22 protein-coding genes are annotated in these 18,919 nt (G+C 56.7%); 12 read left to right on the forward strand and 10 right to left on the reverse strand.

Annotation, left to right across the window (positions count from 1 at the left end; translation table 11 throughout):
* Positions 1-78: 78 nt before the first annotated feature.
* The 7 genes from FKP33_RS05720 (at position 79) to FKP33_RS05750 (ending at position 5,662) form a co-directional block, all read left to right on the forward strand.
* Entirely contained in the window at positions 79-396 is a 318-nt protein-coding gene (locus tag FKP33_RS05720) for a metal-sensitive transcriptional regulator (protein WP_127606858.1), read from the forward strand.
* Positions 397-419: 23 nt separating this feature from the next.
* Positions 420-620, forward strand: coding sequence for a copper chaperone CopZ (gene copZ / locus FKP33_RS05725; RefSeq protein ID WP_054799133.1), 201 nt, complete (start codon positions 420-422; stop codon positions 618-620).
* A 145-nt stretch (positions 621-765) separates the two neighbouring features.
* On the forward strand, positions 766-3,195 hold the full coding sequence (locus FKP33_RS05730; RefSeq protein ID WP_141334144.1) for a heavy metal translocating P-type ATPase: 2,430 nt from the start codon (positions 766-768) through the stop codon (positions 3,193-3,195).
* Between the two features lie 164 nt (positions 3,196-3,359).
* Positions 3,360-4,157 (forward strand): undecaprenyl-diphosphate phosphatase, encoded by a 798-nt coding sequence (gene bacA / locus FKP33_RS05735; RefSeq protein WP_141334145.1) that lies wholly within the window; start codon positions 3,360-3,362, stop codon positions 4,155-4,157.
* Between the two features lie 123 nt (positions 4,158-4,280).
* Positions 4,281-4,400 (forward strand): sporulation protein YjcZ, encoded by a 120-nt coding sequence (locus FKP33_RS05740; RefSeq protein ID WP_127606787.1) that lies wholly within the window; start codon positions 4,281-4,283, stop codon positions 4,398-4,400.
* A gap of 186 nt (positions 4,401-4,586) precedes the next feature.
* Positions 4,587-4,892, forward strand: coding sequence for a DUF2325 domain-containing protein (locus FKP33_RS05745; RefSeq protein WP_054795782.1), 306 nt, complete (start codon positions 4,587-4,589; stop codon positions 4,890-4,892).
* Positions 4,893-5,026: 134 nt separating this feature from the next.
* Complete coding sequence (locus FKP33_RS05750; RefSeq protein WP_141334147.1) at positions 5,027-5,662, forward strand: stalk domain-containing protein; 636 nt, start codon at positions 5,027-5,029, stop codon at positions 5,660-5,662.
* A gap of 89 nt (positions 5,663-5,751) precedes the next feature.
* Here FKP33_RS05750 and FKP33_RS05755 read toward each other — a convergent pair whose 3' ends face one another.
* Together FKP33_RS05755 and FKP33_RS27605 are read right to left on the reverse strand one after the other, a co-directional pair.
* Entirely contained in the window at positions 5,752-6,012 is a 261-nt protein-coding gene (locus FKP33_RS05755; protein WP_127606791.1) for a hypothetical protein, read from the reverse strand.
* 111 nt (positions 6,013-6,123) lie between these two features.
* Positions 6,124-6,225, reverse strand: a complete 102-nt coding sequence (locus FKP33_RS27605) for a sporulation protein YjcZ (RefSeq protein ID WP_127606794.1) — start codon at positions 6,223-6,225, stop codon at positions 6,124-6,126.
* A 361-nt stretch (positions 6,226-6,586) separates the two neighbouring features.
* On the opposite strand from FKP33_RS27605, the gene FKP33_RS27000 reads away from it, so the two are divergent.
* The gene (locus FKP33_RS27000) at positions 6,587-6,970 is read left to right on the forward strand and encodes a hypothetical protein (RefSeq protein WP_181410053.1); all 384 of its coding nucleotides are present in this window, start codon (positions 6,587-6,589) and stop codon (positions 6,968-6,970) included.
* Between the two features lie 35 nt (positions 6,971-7,005).
* Complete coding sequence (locus FKP33_RS05770; RefSeq protein ID WP_306439337.1) at positions 7,006-7,698, forward strand: HD domain-containing protein; 693 nt, start codon at positions 7,006-7,008, stop codon at positions 7,696-7,698.
* A gap of 13 nt (positions 7,699-7,711) precedes the next feature.
* Here FKP33_RS05770 and FKP33_RS05775 read toward each other — a convergent pair whose 3' ends face one another.
* The 3 genes from FKP33_RS05775 to FKP33_RS05785 form a co-directional block, all read right to left on the reverse strand.
* Positions 7,712-8,050, reverse strand: coding sequence for a L,D-transpeptidase (locus tag FKP33_RS05775; RefSeq protein ID WP_141334150.1), 339 nt, complete (start codon positions 8,048-8,050; stop codon positions 7,712-7,714).
* A gap of 68 nt (positions 8,051-8,118) precedes the next feature.
* Entirely contained in the window at positions 8,119-8,415 is a 297-nt protein-coding gene (locus tag FKP33_RS05780; protein WP_141334152.1) for a Rieske (2Fe-2S) protein, read from the reverse strand.
* A 52-nt stretch (positions 8,416-8,467) separates the two neighbouring features.
* Positions 8,468-10,117 carry a hydroxysqualene dehydroxylase gene (locus FKP33_RS05785; protein WP_141334153.1) on the reverse strand — a complete coding sequence of 550 codons (1,650 nt, stop codon included), beginning with the start codon at positions 10,115-10,117 and terminating at the stop codon, positions 8,468-8,470.
* 198 nt (positions 10,118-10,315) lie between these two features.
* On the opposite strand from FKP33_RS05785, the gene FKP33_RS05790 reads away from it, so the two are divergent.
* Entirely contained in the window at positions 10,316-10,522 is a 207-nt protein-coding gene (locus FKP33_RS05790) for a hypothetical protein (RefSeq protein ID WP_141334155.1), read from the forward strand.
* Between the two features lie 122 nt (positions 10,523-10,644).
* On the opposite strand, the gene FKP33_RS05795 is transcribed toward FKP33_RS05790, so the two are convergent.
* Entirely contained in the window at positions 10,645-11,118 is a 474-nt protein-coding gene (locus FKP33_RS05795; protein WP_141334157.1) for a YdeI/OmpD-associated family protein, read from the reverse strand.
* 114 nt (positions 11,119-11,232) lie between these two features.
* Positions 11,233-12,471, reverse strand: a complete 1,239-nt coding sequence (locus tag FKP33_RS05800) for an MFS transporter (protein ID WP_181410055.1) — start codon at positions 12,469-12,471, stop codon at positions 11,233-11,235.
* Positions 12,472-12,603: 132 nt separating this feature from the next.
* Here FKP33_RS05800 and FKP33_RS05805 point away from each other — a divergent pair, with 132 nt between their 5' ends.
* The gene (locus FKP33_RS05805; protein ID WP_141334158.1) at positions 12,604-14,577 is read left to right on the forward strand and encodes an ABC transporter substrate-binding protein; all 1,974 of its coding nucleotides are present in this window, start codon (positions 12,604-12,606) and stop codon (positions 14,575-14,577) included.
* A gap of 163 nt (positions 14,578-14,740) precedes the next feature.
* Here FKP33_RS05805 and FKP33_RS05810 read toward each other — a convergent pair whose 3' ends face one another.
* Positions 14,741-15,214, reverse strand: coding sequence for a hypothetical protein (locus tag FKP33_RS05810; protein ID WP_054797561.1), 474 nt, complete (start codon positions 15,212-15,214; stop codon positions 14,741-14,743).
* A gap of 187 nt (positions 15,215-15,401) precedes the next feature.
* On the opposite strand from FKP33_RS05810, the gene hisC reads away from it, so the two are divergent.
* Positions 15,402-16,544: a histidinol-phosphate transaminase gene (gene hisC / locus FKP33_RS05815; protein WP_236595700.1), complete on the forward strand. Its 1,143-nt coding sequence runs from the start codon at positions 15,402-15,404 to the stop codon at positions 16,542-16,544.
* Between the two features lie 135 nt (positions 16,545-16,679).
* On the opposite strand, the gene FKP33_RS05820 is transcribed toward hisC, so the two are convergent.
* Positions 16,680-18,128, reverse strand: a complete 1,449-nt coding sequence (locus FKP33_RS05820) for a hypothetical protein (RefSeq protein ID WP_141334160.1) — start codon at positions 18,126-18,128, stop codon at positions 16,680-16,682.
* A gap of 123 nt (positions 18,129-18,251) precedes the next feature.
* Positions 18,252-18,824, reverse strand: coding sequence for a thymidine kinase (locus FKP33_RS05825; protein ID WP_054797562.1), 573 nt, complete (start codon positions 18,822-18,824; stop codon positions 18,252-18,254).
* Positions 18,825-18,919: the final 95 nt, after the last annotated feature.

Raw genomic sequence — 18,919 nt, forward strand, 5'->3', positions numbered from 1 at the left:
GGGGGGTACTGTATGATATCGGTATCGGAACAGGAGGTGCCCACCATGATGAACAGTTCTCACGAAGTCGAAGATCCGATGTCCTGCAGCGATACTCTCTGCTACCCGCCGGACGATGAAAGAAAGAGCCATCATTTCGAGAAAGAAAAGGCCAGCCTGACTGCGAGATTGAACCGCATTGAAGGTCAGATTCGCGGCGTTAAAGGCATGATCGAGAAGGATGCGTACTGCGACGATGTGCTGAACCAAATCGCGGCGGTGCAAGCGGCCTTAAATGGAGTCGGCAAGCTGCTGCTCGCGGCCCATATGAAAAGCTGCGTTATCGAGCGGATCGAAGCCGGCGAAAGCAACGTGATCGACGAACTCCTGATTACGGTTAACAAATTAATGAAATAATATCAGCGAAGGAGGGATACCGCATGTCGAACGTTACGTTGAAAGTAGAGGGCATGTCCTGCAACCATTGCGTAAATTCCGTCGAGGGAGCGCTGAAAAATTTGGGCGCTGTCGGCAAAGTAGACCTTGCAGCCAAATCGGTAACCGTCGAATTCGACGAAAGCAAGGTTTCCTTGAACGCGATTAAAGAAGCGATTGAAGATCAAGGCTATGATGTCGTGTAACGACGAATCGCGCGAAAGAGAGCACCTGGGTATTAACTTGGTGTGCTCTCTCTTTCCTATATAACTCGACAACAGAATCGACATAACCGGATGTAAAGCGGCGATTGCAAGAGAGGCCAGGAAGTGTGTAGGGGAGAGCAGAGATATGGAGAAAACCGACCAGGCAGGAACGCAGCAGCAGACGACTTTGCAAATTACCGGGATGACCTGCGCCGCTTGCGCCAACCGGATTGAGAAGGGGCTCGGCAAGCTCGATGGCGTCATCGAAGCAACCGTTAATTTCGCACTGGAACAAGCGTCGGTCACGTATGACCCGGATCAAATAAAGCTCCAGGATATGGAGCAAAAAATCGAGGCGCTTGGTTACGGTACCGTCAAAGAAACGGCCGATTTCCAAATCGGCGGCATGACGTGCGCGGCTTGTGCGACCCGCATCGAGAAAGGGCTCGGCAAGCTCGGCGGCGTCACTCGCGCGAATGTGAACCTGGCGCTCGAGACCGCCCGTATCGAGTACAATCCGGCCCAAGTGTCGATAACCGACATGGTGCGCAAGGTCGAGCAGCTAGGCTACACCGCCGCCCTGAAGCAAGAGTCCCGGGAAAGCGGGGACCACCGGCAGCAGGCGATCCGCAAGATGCGGATGAAGCTGCTCGTATCAGCCCTCCTTTCCCTGCCTTTACTGTGGGCGATGGTCGGTCACTTCTCCTTCACGTCCTTCATCTGGGTGCCGGCTCTGTTCATGAACCCGTGGTTCCAGCTCGCGCTGGCCACACCGGTACAATTCGCGATCGGCCGCCAGTTTTATACCGGCGCTTACAAAGCGCTGCGCAACGGCAGCGCCAACATGGACGTGCTGGTGGCGTTGGGCACTTCAGCGGCTTATTTTTACAGCCTTTATCTTACGGTCCAATCGTTGAACGCTCACGGGCATCAAGTCGAGTTGTACTATGAAACAAGCTCCGTCCTGATCACGTTAATATTGCTCGGCAAACTGTTCGAAGCGCTGGCCAAGGGACGTTCTTCCGAAGCGATTAAATCTTTGATGGGGCTGCAAGCCAAGACGGCGCTTGTCTTCCGCCAAGGGCAAGAGCTGGAAATCCCGGTGGACGAAGTGATGGCCGGCGACGTGATCATCGTGAAGCCGGGCGAGAAAATTCCGGTGGACGGCCTCGTGCTTGAAGGAACGTCCTCCGTAGACGAATCGATGCTGACGGGAGAAAGCATTCCCGTGCAAAAAAACGCCCAAGACCGTGTCATCGGAGCTACATTAAACAAGAACGGCATGCTTAAAATCCAGGCGACAAAAGTCGGCAAAGAAACCGCACTGGCGCAAATCATTAAAGTCGTCGAGGAAGCGCAGGGCTCCAAAGCGCCGATTCAACGGGTAGCGGACGTCATCTCCGGCATCTTCGTGCCGATCGTTGTCGGGATCGCCCTCGTCACGTTCCTCGTCTGGTTCTTCTTCGTCGAACCGGGCGAATTCGCCGGGGCGCTGGAGAAGGCGATCGCCGTGCTCGTCATTGCCTGCCCTTGCGCGCTGGGACTAGCGACGCCGACTTCCATCATGGCCGGCTCGGGGCGTTCCGCAGAGCTTGGCATCCTGTTCAAGGGCGGCGAGCACCTCGAGGCGACGCACAGAATCGACACGATCGTCCTGGACAAAACGGGCACGGTAACGAAGGGCAAACCGGAATTGACCGACGTGCTGCCTGCCGAAGGCATCGACCCATCCAGCTTCTTGCGTTGGGTGGGCGCCGCGGAACGCAACTCCGAGCACCCGCTAGCCGAGGCGATTGTGGCAGGCGTCCAAGAGCAGGGCCTTGCCCTGCCGGAAGCCGGGCAATTCGAGGCGATTCCCGGCTTCGGCATTCGCGCCGAGGTGGAAGGCAAGCAGATTGCCATCGGCACCCGGAAGCTTATGACGCAGCTTGGCGTTAGCCCCGGCGCGGCGCTTGAGACGATGAGCATGCTTGAAGAGGCTGGCAAAACCGCCATGCTGGTCGCCGTGGACGGTACCTATGCAGGGATGGTGGCCGTCGCCGATACGATCAAGGAGACATCGAAAGAGGCGGTTGCCCGCCTGCAGGCGCTCGGGATCGAAGTCATGATGATCACCGGCGACAACGAACGGACGGCTCGGGCGATTGCCGCGAAAGCCGGTATCGACCGGGTGCTGGCCGAGGTGCTGCCGGAAGGAAAAGCCGCCGAAGTGCGCAAGCTGCAAGACGCCGGCCGCAAGGTGGCGATGGTCGGCGACGGCATCAATGACGCGCCTGCGCTTGCGACAGCGGACATCGGCATGGCGATCGGCACCGGAACGGACGTCGCCATGGAAGCGGCTGACGTAACGTTGATGCGGGGCGATCTTAACAGTATTCCGGACGCCATCTTTTTAAGTAAAAAAACGATGAGCAACATCCGCCAAAACTTGTTTTGGGCGCTCGCCTATAACGTGATTGGCATTCCGATCGCAGCAAGCGGCTTTCTCGCCCCTTGGCTCGCGGGAGCCGCCATGGCGCTCAGCTCCGTCTCGGTCGTGCTGAACGCGCTGCGCCTGCAGCGGATGAAGCTCTAATTCCCACCTTCGACAAGCCGGGCCTTGATGGTCCGGCTGTTCCGGTTTTGCTTGGCAAAATGGCCAACCAGGGATCAGCTGTCTTTTTCCGCTTCTCTCTTGACTCCCGATCCTCTATAATGAGGAATGGTGGACAATAGAGAGTATATGGGAGTGTGAGGAAATTGAACGACTTTTGGTCGGCCGTCATTCTGGGCATTGTGGAAGGATTGACGGAGTTTTTGCCCGTATCTTCGACGGGTCATATGATTTTGACGGCGCACTTGATTGGTTTCACGGGCGAAAAGGCGAAGACGTTCGAGATCGTTGTACAACTGGGTGCCGTTCTAGCCGTATTTGTCTTGTATTGGCGGAGGTTTTTCGGCTTTCTCAACTTGAAGCAAAGCCTCTCGAACAGCGGTCGAGTCAACCTGATTCATATCGCGCTGGCCATGCTGCCTGCGGTCGTCGTGGGCTTGGCGCTGCACGATTTGGTCAAGAAATATTTGTTCGGACCGGGAACTGTGCTCATAAGCCTGGTGGCCGGAGGAATTCTGATTATTATAGCCGATCGGGCCCGCGTGCGCGTGACGGCCGAGACGATGGACGACATTACATATAAGCAGGCGTTCGGGATCGGCTTATTTCAATGTTTAGCGTTATGGCCGGGTTTTTCACGCTCGGGCTCGACCATTTCCGGAGGGATATTGCTCGGGACGAGCCAGAAGGCGGCAGCTGAGTTTACGTTCATCGTGTCCGTGCCGATCATGTTCGCCGCGACCTTCCTGGATTTATACAAAAGCCGGGATTTGTTGTCCATGGACGACTTAGGTCTTTTCGTTACAGGGCTGGCCGCTTCCTTCATCGTCGCGATGATCGCCGTGGTGACCTTCCTGAACATCATTAAACGACTGAGCCTATCGTGGTTTGCGTATTACCGTTTTGTGTTAGCGATTGTATTTTACCTCATTCTGTTCTTATAAAACGGGCCATTATTTAGAGACCCCCCGTTAATTGTCCATACCGATTCCCGCTCAGGACATATATTGAACCATGTTCGCGGGAGAGTGACCCACGGCTAACTCAACAGAGGGAGTGGATCGCGAATGGGTGCTGCGGGTGCAGGCTTCGGATGGGGCGGCGGTTACTTTACGACAACGGGCGTTATTTTGGTTCTCTATATTTTGCTTGTCATCATCTTGTTTGCCGGTCTCTATTTCATCTAAGTGACGAGACTGTCCTCGCCGCATCGCGAATTTCCCGCGATGCGGCTTTTTGGCCATTATCCAGGGAGTCTAGAAAAATAAGCCGGGTAAGGTTGACATTAGCGTTGAGAACCATTATCATTGATTTATAAGGAATTGAGAATGATTATCATTGATGATAAATACATAGATAAGGGAGATTAGAGCATGCCGTCGATATTGGTCGTAGGCGCCGATCATTTGGGCAATATGCCCGAACATTTGGCGGAAATCGGATTTGATGATGTGGTGCATATGTCGGGTCGCAAGTGCCAAATGGTGCGTAAAGGTATTCCGGATAAGGTTGACGCGGTGCTCGTGCTGACCGATTACGTCAACCACAATTTGACCAAAGTGATCAAGCAGCAGGCGAAGGATCAGGAAGTGCCGATTTATTACGCTAAGCGTTCATGGTGTTCCGTGAAGAAGGCGCTGTGCGACTGTGCCGACAGCTGCGAATGGTTGAATAAATAAGAAGTCGGAGCTCGCCCGGCGCACCGCCGGACTCCGAAGCGACGTCCGGTCTTGTGCCGGGCGGTTTTCGCGTTTTCTGGTTGTCATGTATACTAGAGCTATCGGTGACTATCAGAATAAAGGAGCTTACGCCTTTGAAAAAGTTCTTGTTAGGCATGATGTGCGGTGCGGCGCTGACCGCTTCCACAACGCTGTATGCGGCAGACGGGGTTTGGGCGCTGTTGTTTCCGGTCAAGTTTCAATTCGACGGCGAAAGCCGTGACATCGAGTCCCGGTTTACGGTGCTCAATTACGAGGGGCATACGTATGTGCCGCTGCGCTTGATGACGGAAGAGCTTGGAGCGGGCGCCGCTTATGATCAGAAGACGCGAACCGTATCCGTCGTGAAGGAGCCTGTAGGCGGGACGGAGGCCGAGCGGAAAGTATGGGCTGCGCAGTATAGGTTGGAGCGGGGCATGGGGAGCAAGGACGTTAAGCGATGGTTCGGCGACCCGTCTCAAGTGACGTGGATCGATAGCTCGAGCCAGCAGATCTGGCGGTATGATCTCGGAGCCAAGACCGATTATCGCTTCGGGAGCTTGAACGAGACCGACGTGCAAGGACTGAAGCGGGGAGACTTGGACGCACAGCTGTTCATTCGTTGGAACGGCGAAGGCCAAGTAGACCGTTATGATTTGTGGTATACGTCCCGAGCGGATAACGGAGAGCGGCATATTTATACCCATATCGTGTATCCGGACGGATCGACGGCCGGGGCGCTCTATGAATAGCGGCCGTATAGGTTGAACAACTCGGGATACTTCCACGACCAGACTTGCTCAAGAGCCGGCCTTCCCCTTGGAGGAGGACCGGCTCTTCGTCATGACATGGACATCGAGGCGCTCAGCACAACGAAAAACACGATAGCGAAGATCAAATAAAGGACGATCGCGATCGCGGCGATAATTAAGGCGGCTCTCGCATAGTTTCGCTTGTTCGGGTTGGTGCCTTCTCCGAACCCCCAGACGAACAGCATGATGATGTTGACGATCGGAATGGCCAGAATGATCATCGTCAAGATCCAATCCTTGACCGAAAGCTCCTTCGCTTCGCTGCGGTCGATTGTGTGACCCGAAGGCATTCTCCTCACCTCTCTCAAAAGTTATACCTTACCACCATATGTACGTCTTCGCCGTAACATGCAAACGGCCAAAGGTTTCCCTTTGGCCGTAGTTTTGTGCTTTTAGTCAGATTAGATCAACCATGCACGGCTTACGATTACCAACAAGATGAAGAGAACCAAGATGACACCAGTCGATGTAAAACCTCCGCAAGAACAAGAGAAACCACCCATTGTTCATTCCTCCTCTAGAGTTGTTGTTGTTGTGGAGCGTGAGCTCATTAACACATAATCATACTATGTCGCAGGGCATTCGGCTGGATGGGCGAATGCCGCGCAGCCATTGAAAATGGGCAGTCGAACCCATCTTCACACCCGCCTGCTCACGAACGACGTCTGTGTAACAGGCGCTTTTTGCGTTTCTACGGAATTCTTCACCCCTTCCGGTGCAAATATAGAAGAAATATAGTGCGTTGCTTGGGCAATTTCAAAGGCTTTGCGCAAAATAAAGGGGCTGCTGTCCTTTTTTGTAAAAAGTCCGAAACTCTTTCCGTGCTTCGGCAGTCTATACTAAGTACAGAAGGAGGCGGAATCCATGAGCATTATTTTTATCCTGTTTGCGGTGTTCGCAATCGTCGTGATCGTAAGCTCGATAGGTAGAAGGAGCGGGCATTCCGGGCCGGGCAGGCGGCATCGCAGCGGGGAAAGCTTCATGTTCCCGCCTGTGTCGTCGTCTTTGGAGGACGACATGGCCCGCCGTCATCATCATCATTATAGCGGTTCGGGCGACCTCGATTCGAGACGCTCCACCGATTCAGGCAGTAGGGGCGGCGGGGCTGACGGCGGCGGAAGCGGCTGGGGTGGAGGAGACAATGGCAGCAGCAGTGGCGGCGGCGGTGGAGATACCGGAAGCAGCAGCAGCGGTGGCGGCGGTGGTGGAGATACCGGAAGCAGCAGCGGTGGCGGCGGCGGAGATTGATGGAAGGAAGGGAAGATGAACGGGAGATGAACGAAATGAACGAAACGTACCGAGAGCGACTGCTGGAACGCGCACGAACGTATGCGCAGGAGGAAATGGGGCGAGACAGCAGCGGTCACGACTGGCAGCATACGGCCCGGGTGGCCCGCACGGCACGCCTGCTCGCAGAGCGTGAGCAGGCGGATGCCTTCCTATGCGAGCTGGCCGCGCTCGTGCACGACATTGCGGACGAGAAGCTGAATCCGAGCAAGGAAGCCGGATTGGATAAAGTGAATACATGGCTGATCGAGAATGGCGCGGCTGAGCCGGATCGCCTGCATGTGATGGACATCATCGCCAATATGTCTTACAACGGCGGACATGGGGGGCAATTGTCTACCCTGGAGGGACGTATCGTTCAGGATGCGGACAGGCTTGATGCGTTGGGTGCGGTAGGTATCGCGCGAACCTTTGCCTATTCGGGCTGGAAAGGGCAGCTGATTTTCGACCCGGACCTCCGCCCGCGCGATTCGATGAGTCAAGAGCAGTACCGCAAGCAGCCGAGTACGGCGATTAATCATTTTTACGAGAAGCTGTTGAAGCTGAAGACGAAGATGAACACGACGGCCGCCCGTGAGCTCGCGGAAGAGCGTCATCGGTATATGGAGGCGTTCCTGGCGCAGTTTTACCGGGAGTTGGGCGTGGAGAACGACTGGGGGACAAGCGTCAGCGCAAAAGACGTGAAGTAATTTCCGGAGCGGACTATGGACGAATCGTAACGCGGTCGCCCACGAAGACGAGCCTGGATAACGCGATTACATCTGCATTGTGCATGCGGATGCAGCCGTGGGAGGACAGTTTTCCGATGGAGGAAGGGTTATTGGTGCCGTGTATTCCGTAATGCGGCTTCGATAACCCTAGCCAGTAGGCGCCAAAAGGCCCTCCGGGGTTCGGTTCTTTGTTAATAATGGTAAATTCGCCGCTGGGCGTGCCGGTCAACATGGTGCCGATGCCGACCGGATACGTCCGATAAACGCGGTTCCCTTCTAACACGTGCAGCTTTCGATCCGAAAGATCTATAATGATACGATAGGTAGGCACAACCAACATCTCCTTTTTCCGAGATGTTACAGTGTACGCAAGCTCGATCCCAAGCGCGCCTTCCTAAGTTAGCCATCCACCTGAGCGATCAGCATCCCGTCCCTGACTACGACCGGATAAGCAGCCAAGCTGCGGGCAGGTACGTTCAGACAAGCGCCCTTATGCGGATCGAAAGACCAGCCGTGCATCGGGCAGACCAACTCTTCATCCTCGATGTCGACAAGCTGGCCGGCGTGCGGGCATTTGCGGGAGACGAGCCGGTAAACGTCACGGTCTTTCAGAAGAAAGCAGGGACGTTGTTCGACCTCGACCTCGACAGGCAGCTTTTGAAATTGCTGCTCTGCGCCCAATACGATTTCTTTCATCCCCTCACCTCAAGCTCCCTAATTCGACATGGCCCGTTCGTCCTCCTACCGGTTACCCGATCGGACTGAAAATTTTACCATCCCACGGCAGCGCTTTCTTAAACCGTGACTCGTCGTGGATTCGGTACGGCGTCAGCAGAGGGAACTGGTACATCTCCCACACTTTGCACTTGTGCACATCGAGCCCGGAGCGTTCGATAATCGCGTTGACGGCCCGCCGGGCGGCTTCGTTCGCACCTTCCATGGTGGCGAGGTCCGTATTTGTTTTCACGTAATCCGAGGCGAGGAACAAGTTGGGGATGGCGGTGTATGCCTGCGGGCGCAAATTCCACGTGTAAACCTTGTTCACAAGCAGCGGCTCCAAATTGACCGCAACCCCGTCCGGATTCGGCAAATGCACATCCTCGTCGAGGAACCACGAATGCACGTTGTCGTCCTCCAGGACGACGGCTCCGTTCACGTTCAAGCTTTGCTTCAGCTGCGTCCACACTTCTTGCATCACTTCTTCGCGCGTGCACCTCTTCGCGGGTTTGCCGAAGAGGACGCCCGGTGCCTCCCAGTCCGAAATGTCCACGGACAACACGCCTTGAACCATGCCGTCGCCATAATCGGCCAAATCGAAATCAGGCCAAAATTGCTTCTGCGACACGCTGGTCAGCGCCCAAGGCGAATCCATATAGATCATATGGCCGTGGATGATCGGAACGTCCCGCTTCAAATAAAACTGGATGCCGTTCATCCAATCGACATCTTCCGCCAGCTGCCGAATTCCGTCGAGCGTCGGGTCGGCGTGCAGCATCTCGTCAGTGACAAATTGCGCCATCACTTCAACGGGGAAAGCCGCGACGTAATAATCCCCCTGCACCTCGCAGGTTTGCCCGTTCTCCGTAATCGTCGCCCCGCTGATGACGCCGTTCTCGCAATGAATGCGCTCGACCTTGGCTTCCAGATGGTAGTCGACGCCGAGACTTTGCAAATACTCAAGCCACGGGTGAAGCCACACTTCGTTCGTCGGTCCGTCCAACAGCCGATCCGCGCTGCCGCCGGGCACGACCATGTCAAGCATAATTTGGGCGCCAACGGCCCCGACCGTGCTGGTGTTGGCTTCCCGCGCTTTAGCTGCGACCAGAATGCGCGTCATCCCGGCGAATACACGGCGAAACTGGGCCGACTGCTCATCGGCGTTGATAAAGCTCCACCACGGGATGTTCTGGTACTGCTGCTGCCGGCGATCGTCGGAGCTGGTCATGACCTGCCAGATGCGCTCCATGTACAGGCGGATCTCCTCATCGGTCAGTCCGAGATTATTGTCGAACAGCGACTTGAATGCGTCCTTCACATCTTCAATGGAATGTGGAAACTCGGTGAGAAACTCCACCGGAGGCCCGTCCACCCGAGCCAGTCCGAGCCGTGTGCCTTCGACTAAATTGCCGGCGACGCCCTGCTCGTTATCCCCGTAAGGAATCCGTTCCATCGTATCGACAATATGCTTATAGAAACGCGGAAAAAACCGGAATCCATGCTCTCCCGGCAAATCCTTCCGTCCCTCCGTACCGCTTCCCGGCACCGGCATGGAACGGGCTTTACCCCCGGGCAGCCTGCGCATCTCGTACACGGCTACCTCAAACCCTCGTTCCGCCAATTCCTGGGCCGCACTCATACCGGCGACTCCGCCTCCCAATACGACAACCTTCGCGCTCATCGACACCGCTCCCCTAATTATGTATCCCTAGATCTTTTATACCATGAATACATAGGCCTAAGGAATCAAGTTTTGATTAAAATGAGAAAAATAGCAAAAAAAGCGATATTTTACAAAAAGAAACCCCCTCAACCGTCGACAAGGCCGCGAATGTTGTAAAACAACATTCGGCTTGTCCGAAGAGGGGGCTTTAATAATATGCAATTGTCGAATTGCAGCGGGTGCGGCAAACTGCAAACCGGCCGTTTCGAAACGTTATGCACAGATTGCTTGAAGAAACACATTGAGGTTTCGCATCAGATCAAACATTATCTGCAGCTGCATCCGGGAGCCAGCTTGATCGACATTTGCCAGCACACCGGATTGCCGCTGAGCATGGTTAACGAGATCATCAAGCGGGTGTAATCCTCACCAGCGCCAGATCCTGTAAAGCTTCAAGGAATAACAGGCACCGGCGATATGCTGCTCCTTCTCCGGTAACGTTTAGCCCGCGTTCCGGTTTACGTCGTCCGGCAGCCTTACCCGGATTAGCCCTTCAGCCTTCTGCCTTCAGCGAGCATGCCGATCGCTTTCTCAATCCGTCCGGCACGGGTTTCCGGTTTCTTGGCGGAGACGATCCAGTCGACATACTCCTTGCGATGGGAATACGAAGCTTGCTCGAACCTGGACTCAGCTGCCGGATGCTGGCGCAGAGCGGCTGACAAGTCGTCCGGCACCTCGATCGTTCGCTCTTCCGTATCCCGTTCCATAGATACCTTCACGGTATCTCCGGATGCGGCTCCTGCAGCCTCCCTCAGCTCGCGTTTCACGACCAAGTAGTGTATGCCATCGCCCTGCGGCATGACCGAGCTTCGGTAAGGCACGCCGTTCACGGTTCCTTTGACCTTGACTTGGCCCTTGGCGCCGAACACGCTTTCCACCTGAAACGGCACCTTCACATACGTCCATGTTCCGATTCCTTCCGGTCGGTGAAGCTTGGCTTCAAACTCCATCTTGCGCATCTCCCTCGCTCCCTCTTTCCATCTCGCTTCCCCATCTTCCTGAACTTCCCTTAAAAATCGCTGAGCAGGATGCCCGGCTGACCTCTCAACCAGCGAACGTGTGTTTGACAGGCATTATACCACATCACGCTTGCCGCCGAAAATAAGCCATGCCGCCGTCAGCAGCGCCAAACAGATTGCGCAGGCGCTGCTGAGGCCGTCCGGTCCGAGCGCAGCGAGCAGACCGACGGCGGCCAGCGGCCCAAGCGCGGCCCCGACGTCGATGACGACGGTATACGTGGTCATGAAGGTAACGGCGGATCGGCCTGCAGCTGCATCCGAAGCCATGGCGTCGGTCAGCGTCGTGATCGCGGTGCTGGCCAGCATGACGCCGAGCAGCGCGAGCAGCCAGAGCGGCAGCGGCACCGGCGCGGCCAGCAGCGCGAACGAGACCGCGCCAAGGCCTAGCACGGCGGCATAAAGTCCGCGCCGGTCGGGCAGGGCGTCGGAGCGCTTGCCGATCCACGGCGAGAGCAGCGGCGACCAGCCCCAGCGGATCGCCTGCGCGATCCCGGCGAGGGAGGCGGCGCCCAAGCTCGCGCCAAACAGCGTGATCGCCGTTCCATTCGGCAAGCGGGAGGCGAGCAGGGGGCTGAGCCCGGCCAGGAGGATGCCGAAGAAGACGAACCCCATCCCCAAGCCGGAGCTTAGTGTAAGCACGGCAAAGCGTGAGCTTCGCAGGGAGGCGGCCGTTCGCTGGGGCGGCTGCGTTTCGGGCTGTTTCGCGCCAGCTTTGCTGTGAGCGGCCCGCGCAGGCAAGCGGCGCCAAGCTAGCGGCAGAGCGAGCAGCATAACAGCGCCGAGAGCCGCTGCGACGAGGCGCACGCCGAGCACGTCGGCCAGCATGCCACCCAACAGCATGCCGGCCAGGCTGCCCATGCCCATAATGCCGTTGTACCGGCCCAGCAGTTGTCCGCGATTGTCGCCGCCGCCGGGGGCGGACGCATCGAGGATGACGAGGTAACCGCCGATCCGCAGCAGCGACCAGGCGGCCCCCCATAAGGCGCGTGCCGCGAGCAGCAGGGCAAAGCCGCTTCCCAGGCCGAACGCCAATGTGGTCAGGCTGGCCGCTGCGACGGCTGCGGTGATGCCGACGCGGATGGGCATCCGGGCGTACAGCCAGCCGATCAACGGACCGAGCGGCAGCCGGACCAGCCGGTTGACCGACAGCAGGAGGCCGATTTGCCAGAAGGAATCCAGTCCGTACTGCTGCATACCGTAGACCGGCAGCACAATGTACAGCATGGAGTCGCCCAACAAGCAGACGCCCGTAATCCAGGCGATCGCGATAGGCGCGTGTCGTGTATCGTTCATATTGGCGAAACCCGCTTTCTGCGTGAAGTGATATGGTTTATTGTACGTAGAAAAAAGGGTACGAAAAGGGTAAACTAAACGTAAATAATTTCCCCCTTTTCTCGGCAGGGCGGTGAAGGAGTTGAGCGGCGTATGAGGCTGGAGGAACATTACCTGGAGTTGTATCGCGGCCTGCGGCTCCGGTTGACGGATCGTCAGGCGGAGGTGACGCTTCCCGAGCTATCGCAGCTGCTGCATTGCTCGGAACGGAACGTGAAGCTGCTGCTTCGACGTATGCGGGAGCGGCTGTGGATCGAATGGCGCGCCGGGTTAGGACGCGGTCACCGTTCCAGACTGACGTTCGCGGTCGACCCGGAGTCGATACTGGCGGCGGAGACGGAACGGCTTCTGGCTGAAGGCCGCTTTCAAGAAGTGATGGCATTGACCGAACGGGGGGTTTTTACGGACGAGGGCGCGGCCCGAATGGACGTTTTGCTGCGGGAGGCTTTCGGTTACCGCCTGCAGCCGGGGAGCGGAACAAGCGCCGAAGGCGTGCTGCGTTTTCCGGCTTATCGGATTCCCGCCGCGCTGGACCCGGCTTACACGACCCGGCGAACGGAGCTGCATCTCTTGCGGCAATTGTTCGATACGCTGCTCGTCTACGACGAACTTTCCGGGCGATTCCGACCGGGCCTGGCTCACGAGGCGGAGCGAAACGAGGCCGGAGACCGATGGGTCTTTTATTTACAGAAGCACGTCCGCTTTCACCACGGCAAGCCGTTCACCTCAAGGGATGCAGCGTTTACGTTGCGCAGACTTACCGATCCGGACGCCGGGTCTCCATACGCCTCGTTGTTCGCCATAGTGAGCGGCATCGAATGTTTGGACGAGCATCGTTTGCTGGTCCGCTTGCATGCGCCTGCGCCCTATCTAGGCTCGCTGCTGGCTTCTCCGGCCGCGTCGATTGTACCGGCGGAGCTGCCTGCCGACTTTGCTTCGCTGCCGGTCGGAACGGGGCCGTTTCGGTTAAAACGGCCCAACGCCCGCGGCCTGATTCTGGAGGCGTTCGCGGATTATTACTTGCGTCCGGCTCATGTGGACCGGGTGGAGATGTGGCGGTGGCAGCCGATCCGATCGAACGACGGAGCCGTTAGGCTTGAGGGCGATAACGAAGTGGGCGAGTTGAATTTTCGCCATTATCGGGAGCGGGAGGAGGCGGCGCTCGGCCCTCGGTGGCGCGAGGTGGAGCGGATAGACCGCGGCTGCAAATACGTGTGCCTAAACCTGGGCAAGCCCGGTCCGCTGAACGATCCGGCAATGAGAGCATGCATCTTTCGCGCGCTCCGCGATCCGGCCTTTGTTCGGCAGCTGGGCGGCAACCGCGGCGATTTCGCCGATACGTTCATCCGGTACGAAGAAGCAAATGGACAGGCTCCATATTCGGATACGGGTAAAGTCACCGATGCAGGTACAAGCACGAGTACGAGTACGGGTACGGGCACGGAGTTAACCGGCCGTATGCAGACTGAATGGATCGTTGGAGCCCGGCAGGCCGAACCGGCTGAACAAATCGAACCGGCAACAACGGTTGTCCGTCCGGATCGCCCCTTGCGCATTGTGACCTACCCGGGGGCCGGCCACGAACGGGACGCCGAATGGCTTGAAGGCAGACTTGTGGAATTCGGAATTGCCGCAGAGGTCGAACAGGTCGAATACGAACGCCTGCTGGATGAGGAAACGCTCGCCCGCGCCGATCTTTTCTTATTGGAGCAGCCCGTCGGAGAAGACGCCGAATGGACGCTGCTTACGATTCTGGCGAATCCGGGCGGCCCGGTCCGGCGCTGCTTGCCCGTCTCGACCGAACGGGAGGTCGGGGAGCGGGTTACATATGCGCTTCGGCACGCGAACCGGGAGCGGCGCTTGCGCGAACTGAGGGAGATCGAGACCAAGCTTATCGAAGAGCGGTTTGTCGTACCTTGGTACCGCTGGCGGCAGACTGCCTCTTTTCCGCAGGAGCTGGAGGGGGTTTCAATTAATGCGCTGGGTTGGGCCGATTACAGGAACGTATGGTTTCGCGCGGGTTTGAAGGACGAAGCGATGTCGTCAGCCGAGAGAATAACGCCATGATAGGCTGAAAATAGCGTGAGTCGAAGAGCGGAACGTCAAGGACGGCGGCGGTCGCAACCGCACAATGCTCCAAGCGTGAGCGGCGTTGCGGCCCTCGTGTTCAGGTGCTTCGTGGCGAAAGCTTTGAAAAACCGTTCGTCCGAACGGTTTTTCAAAGCTTTTATCACTGGGGTGGCTTGTTGTCCGGAGTCTGCTCTTTGGAGCCGTTGAACAGCGCTTCGGTGAGCGACTTCAGTTTATCCATCAGCTTGCCGTAGCCGAAGCCAACCAGGAACGCAATGCCGATTTTGGCATAAACGCTGTTACCCGTTTGCAGCAGCATAATGCCGCTTTGAAACAGCACGATCGTCATGACGGAAGCCCCGGCGCATTTGATCGGGCGCAGCAAATACCAGACCAGCCACCGCTCGGTCAGTTGATCGTAATATTCATGCAGCAAGCGCAAAGCGTACAGCGTGCCGCCGATGGCGCCGGCTAATGCGTAATAAGCGTAGTGCTCCAAACCGGCCATATGGACGCCGAGTACGGAGGTTACCGTGCCGCTTTTAAGGAGTCCCCCGAACCAAAAGCTGCCGACGAACCAAGCGAGCAAATAACCGATGATGCCGAACTTATAACTGGGACGTACCGGAATCATGGATGTCCCTCCTTTGCTTGTACCGGATGGTACATCATATGCAGGAGGCTTTCGCTGCGTGTTTGTTGTCTGCTTCCCGGGTATGCCTATAAACAAATGCTTTACTTTATTAACGCATTAATGTAATATTTATTTATTGAAGTAAAGCAATAAAGCAGATTATGCGAAAAGGAGTCTCGATCACGCTATGAACAACGATCAACGAATGCAGGCAGAAGCGCCGGCACAGGGCGAGGTGCGGCCGCGCAAAGTGTTGGACCGCTTGAAGCCTTACTCGCCGGGCAAGCCGATTTGGGAGGTGCAGCGGGAGCTTGGACTCGAACGCGTCGTTAAGCTCGCTTCCAACGAAAATCCGCTCGGTCCGTCCCCCCGGGCGCTGGAGGCGATCCAAGCGGCGCTCCCGGACATTCACCGGTATCCCGACACGCAGTCGGTGCTGTTGAAGGAAGCGCTGGCGCAGGAGCTGCAGCTGCGGACGGAGCAGCTGGTTGTGACGAACGGGGGGGACGAGCTGATCACGCTGCTCTCCGAAACGTTCCTCGAGCCCGGCGACGAGATCGTGGCGCCCTCCCCGACGTTCAGCGAATATGAATTCGGCGCGCACCTGATGGATGCGCGCGTTGTCTCCGTTCCGCTTGCCGAAGGCTTCCGCTATGAAGCCGCTTCGCTGCTAGCCGCCGTGAACGAGCGGACCAAGCTGGTCTGGCTGTGCTCCCCGAACAACCCGACCGGCACCTACATGCCCCGGCAGGAGCTGGAGCGTCTTCTGGCCGGGCTGCCGCAGGGCGTTCTGCTCGTGTACGATGCGGCTTATTGCCATTATACGGCCGCTGAGGATTATACCGACGGATTGGAGTTCGTCCGGGCCGGCAGGCCGGTTATTGTGCTCCAAACGTTCTCCAAAGCATACGGACTGGCCGGAATTCGCGTCGGCTTCGGCGCTGCGCCGGAAGCGATTATCCGCCGCATTATGCAGGTGAAAGAGCCTTTCAACGTCAACGCGCTTGCCCAGACGGCAGCAGCGGCTGCGCTATCCGACAAGGAGCATGTGCTCCGTTCGAGAGCGCTTAACGCACAGGGAAGGGAGCGGCTGTACGCAGGCTTGGACCGGCTCGGGCTCGCCTATACGCGAAGCATGAGCAACTTTGTGCTGGTCGAGCTGGGAGCGCGCGCCCATGAACAGTTCCGGGCGCTGATGGCCAAAGGGGTTATCGTTCGTTACGGCGATATATGGGGGCTGCCGCGGCATATCCGGGTTAGCATCGGCACCGAGGAGGAGAACATTTTTTTCCTCGAATGTCTCGAACAAGTCCTTCAAGAATCGCGATAAGCGAGAGCGGGAAGAAACAAGGGACGGAGCGAATCGCACGCATTCGCTCCGTCCCTTGTTTCGGGTTATTCTGCTCTAGCTTATGGCTGTTCACCTGCCGGTAGAACCCCATGTCAGCAGCTGCCCATGGCCCGGTCAACGTTCAAGCCGGCTTTTGCGCCATTCCCGCACAAGCCGCACGATCGTGACGATGCCCAGACCGAAGGCGACGGCGATGCCGGTCATGGCTACGAGCAAGGCCATGTACTGAAACGCCGAATAGTTTGCGAAACGGCTAAGATCAGTCGGCTCCTTCAAATCTTCGACGACCAGGTTCATGCCGAAAATACCGCTGACGACCGTGTAAATCGTCAGGATGAGCAGCAAATAATTCGAGCGTTTGGCAGCGAAGTTTTCCTCGTATTTGAACAAATCGTCCAGCGTCCGTTTCACGTCCCCGTACAACGTTTCGATCCCCAGACGCTCGCGCAGCCGAACGTACATGTCTTTGCCTTGCGACTGCGATACCGCTTCTATAAAGAAATTTTTCGACGAGAACGTCGTAATATCGCGAATCAGCTTCTCGATTTTATCCGGGTCCTTATCGATCTGCACATGGGAGTAACGGTTGGATAATTTGAGGAGTACAATTTTGTGAAAAAGATTGATCAGCAGCGCGTAATAGTATTCGCCGTACATATGGCTGACGAGCTGCTTCACCCGGTGGCCGGATTGTCTCGTAAGACAGACGAACGACGTCTCTTCAATCATATACCACGTTTCCGGCGACCAACGGTCGTATATGCGCTCGCTGCAGAAACGTTCGATATAGGCGGTGTTGCAGGCGCTGACGTAAGGCCTGCCCCGATCGTCCATGCCGTCGAGCCGGGAGGCTCTGTAAGCGTCGACCGTCGTGATTTCTTCCTGCCGTTCGAAGGCAAGCAGGCCCTGCACATACATCCGCTCATCGACAAAATAGGGGAGCTTCTCGAAGAACGATTCTTCCAGGTCCGACTCGTCCAGGAACCGTGTCAACGCCGGCACGACCGTTTTGAAAATAAAGTCCTCCACTTCCTCGGACTCGCAGTCCGCCGCCCCGATGCGGATGTTCCGCTCCGCCTCGTTCATGCTTTGCAGCATGCGAAACCGGCTGGCGAACGCCAGCGCCTGCGAGAACGTGAACGCAGGCTCGCCCCCATCCGTCAATTCCACCCGCAAGGTCAGAAAGCCGATATCGAAGGGGCAAACGAACATGTCCGCGGCATGCAGATGAAAGCGCCAATGGTGTTCATTCGCGGTCATGCGGCACGGCAAATCGATGCGTTTGGAATAACGCCGAAAGGCGTGTGCATCGGGCTGCCGGGGGAAAATCATATTTTTGGCGAAAGGAAGAAAGAACTTCTCGAGCCGGCGGTGGGAAACTTCGCAACCGCTGCCGTAGAATGCGGTTTCCAGCTCCTCCTGCTGCAGCGAGAAGGTAACGAAGCCGTCCGTGAGCAGCTCGCGTTCCAGCTTGTCCTGACAGTTATGGTCCAAGGAAAACGGAAAAATAAATTGAAATTGAGCGGCCCGCAGCCGCTTCTCGTGAAGAGCGATTCCGCTCATATCCATCTCTCCCTGTCTCGGTGAATCTCTAGTTAAGTAATACACCGAATGGGCCGTTCTCAATCAAAGTGAGCCGGGAACGTGAAAAAGCCTTATCCTGCGGCTGCAAGGATGAGGCCGGACTTAAAGCTTCGGATTCGCGTGACATTTGCGGCATACCGGGTAATAGGCGTCATTCCCGCCGATTTGAATTTGCTCGCCGGTGTAGACCGGTTTGCCTTGCGCGTCGACCCGGAGATTCATGGTCGCCTTGCGCTCGCAAAACCAGCAGATCGTCTTCATTTCTTCAATTTTGTCGGCGTACAGCAGCATATATTTGCTGCCCTCGAACAGCTCGTTCTGAAAGTCGTTTTTCAATCCGAAGCCCATAACGGGAATGCGCAGCTCATCGACGATACGCGCCAGCTGCATGATTTGCTCCTTGCCCAGAAATTGCACTTCGTCGACCAGGATGCAGGAAATGCCTGCGGCGTTCGCTTGCACCGACGCGAACACGTCCGTATGCGCGTAAATGGGAATGGCCTCGCGACGCAAACCGATGCGCGAGGAGACATATCCGACTTCGTCGCGGTCATCGACCGCCGAGGTGAAAATAAGCACGGATTTGTTTTGTTCCTCGTAGTTGTGCGCTACCTTCAAAATTTCTATCGATTTTCCGCTGTTCATTGCGCCGTATCTAAAATACAATTGGGCCATGCGATAGTTACACCCCGCTTGATAGAATGACGCAACCTATCATATCATACGGGTTTGGATTTTGAAATGGGTGAAGCGTTCGGGAAAATTCCCTA

The sequence above is a fragment of the Paenibacillus sp. tmac-D7 genome, assembly GCF_006519665.1.
In the GTDB taxonomy this organism is placed as follows: domain Bacteria; phylum Bacillota; class Bacilli; order Paenibacillales; family NBRC-103111; genus Paenibacillus_G; species Paenibacillus_G validus.

Excerpts from the sequence above, each read along its gene's own strand:
- FKP33_RS05720 (WP_127606858.1), top strand. The coding sequence starts at position 79 with ATGTCCTGCAGCGATACTCTCTGCTACCCGCCGGACGATGAAAGAAAG.
- copZ (WP_054799133.1), top strand. The coding sequence starts at position 420 with ATGTCGAACGTTACGTTGAAAGTAGAGGGCATGTCCTGCAACCATTGC.
- FKP33_RS05730 (WP_141334144.1), top strand. The coding sequence starts at position 766 with ATGGAGAAAACCGACCAGGCAGGAACGCAGCAGCAGACGACTTTGCAA.
- FKP33_RS05740 (WP_127606787.1), top strand. The coding sequence starts at position 4,281 with ATGGGTGCTGCGGGTGCAGGCTTCGGATGGGGCGGCGGTTACTTTACG.
- FKP33_RS05745 (WP_054795782.1), top strand. The coding sequence starts at position 4,587 with ATGCCGTCGATATTGGTCGTAGGCGCCGATCATTTGGGCAATATGCCC.
- FKP33_RS05755 (WP_127606791.1), bottom strand. The coding sequence starts at position 6,012 with ATGCCTTCGGGTCACACAATCGACCGCAGCGAAGCGAAGGAGCTTTCG.
- FKP33_RS27605 (WP_127606794.1), bottom strand. The coding sequence starts at position 6,225 with ATGGGTGGTTTCTCTTGTTCTTGCGGAGGTTTTACATCGACTGGTGTC.
- FKP33_RS27000 (WP_181410053.1), top strand. The coding sequence starts at position 6,587 with ATGAGCATTATTTTTATCCTGTTTGCGGTGTTCGCAATCGTCGTGATC.
- FKP33_RS05770 (WP_306439337.1), top strand. The coding sequence starts at position 7,006 with ATGAACGAAACGTACCGAGAGCGACTGCTGGAACGCGCACGAACGTAT.
- FKP33_RS05780 (WP_141334152.1), bottom strand. The coding sequence starts at position 8,415 with ATGAAAGAAATCGTATTGGGCGCAGAGCAGCAATTTCAAAAGCTGCCT.
- FKP33_RS05785 (WP_141334153.1), bottom strand. The coding sequence starts at position 10,117 with ATGAGCGCGAAGGTTGTCGTATTGGGAGGCGGAGTCGCCGGTATGAGT.
- FKP33_RS05790 (WP_141334155.1), top strand. The coding sequence starts at position 10,316 with ATGCAATTGTCGAATTGCAGCGGGTGCGGCAAACTGCAAACCGGCCGT.
- FKP33_RS05795 (WP_141334157.1), bottom strand. The coding sequence starts at position 11,118 with ATGCGCAAGATGGAGTTTGAAGCCAAGCTTCACCGACCGGAAGGAATC.
- FKP33_RS05800 (WP_181410055.1), bottom strand. The coding sequence starts at position 12,471 with ATGAACGATACACGACACGCGCCTATCGCGATCGCCTGGATTACGGGC.
- FKP33_RS05805 (WP_141334158.1), top strand. The coding sequence starts at position 12,604 with ATGAGGCTGGAGGAACATTACCTGGAGTTGTATCGCGGCCTGCGGCTC.
- FKP33_RS05810 (WP_054797561.1), bottom strand. The coding sequence starts at position 15,214 with ATGATTCCGGTACGTCCCAGTTATAAGTTCGGCATCATCGGTTATTTG.
- hisC (WP_236595700.1), top strand. The coding sequence starts at position 15,402 with ATGAACAACGATCAACGAATGCAGGCAGAAGCGCCGGCACAGGGCGAG.
- FKP33_RS05820 (WP_141334160.1), bottom strand. The coding sequence starts at position 18,128 with ATGAGCGGAATCGCTCTTCACGAGAAGCGGCTGCGGGCCGCTCAATTT.
- FKP33_RS05825 (WP_054797562.1), bottom strand. The coding sequence starts at position 18,824 with ATGGCCCAATTGTATTTTAGATACGGCGCAATGAACAGCGGAAAATCG.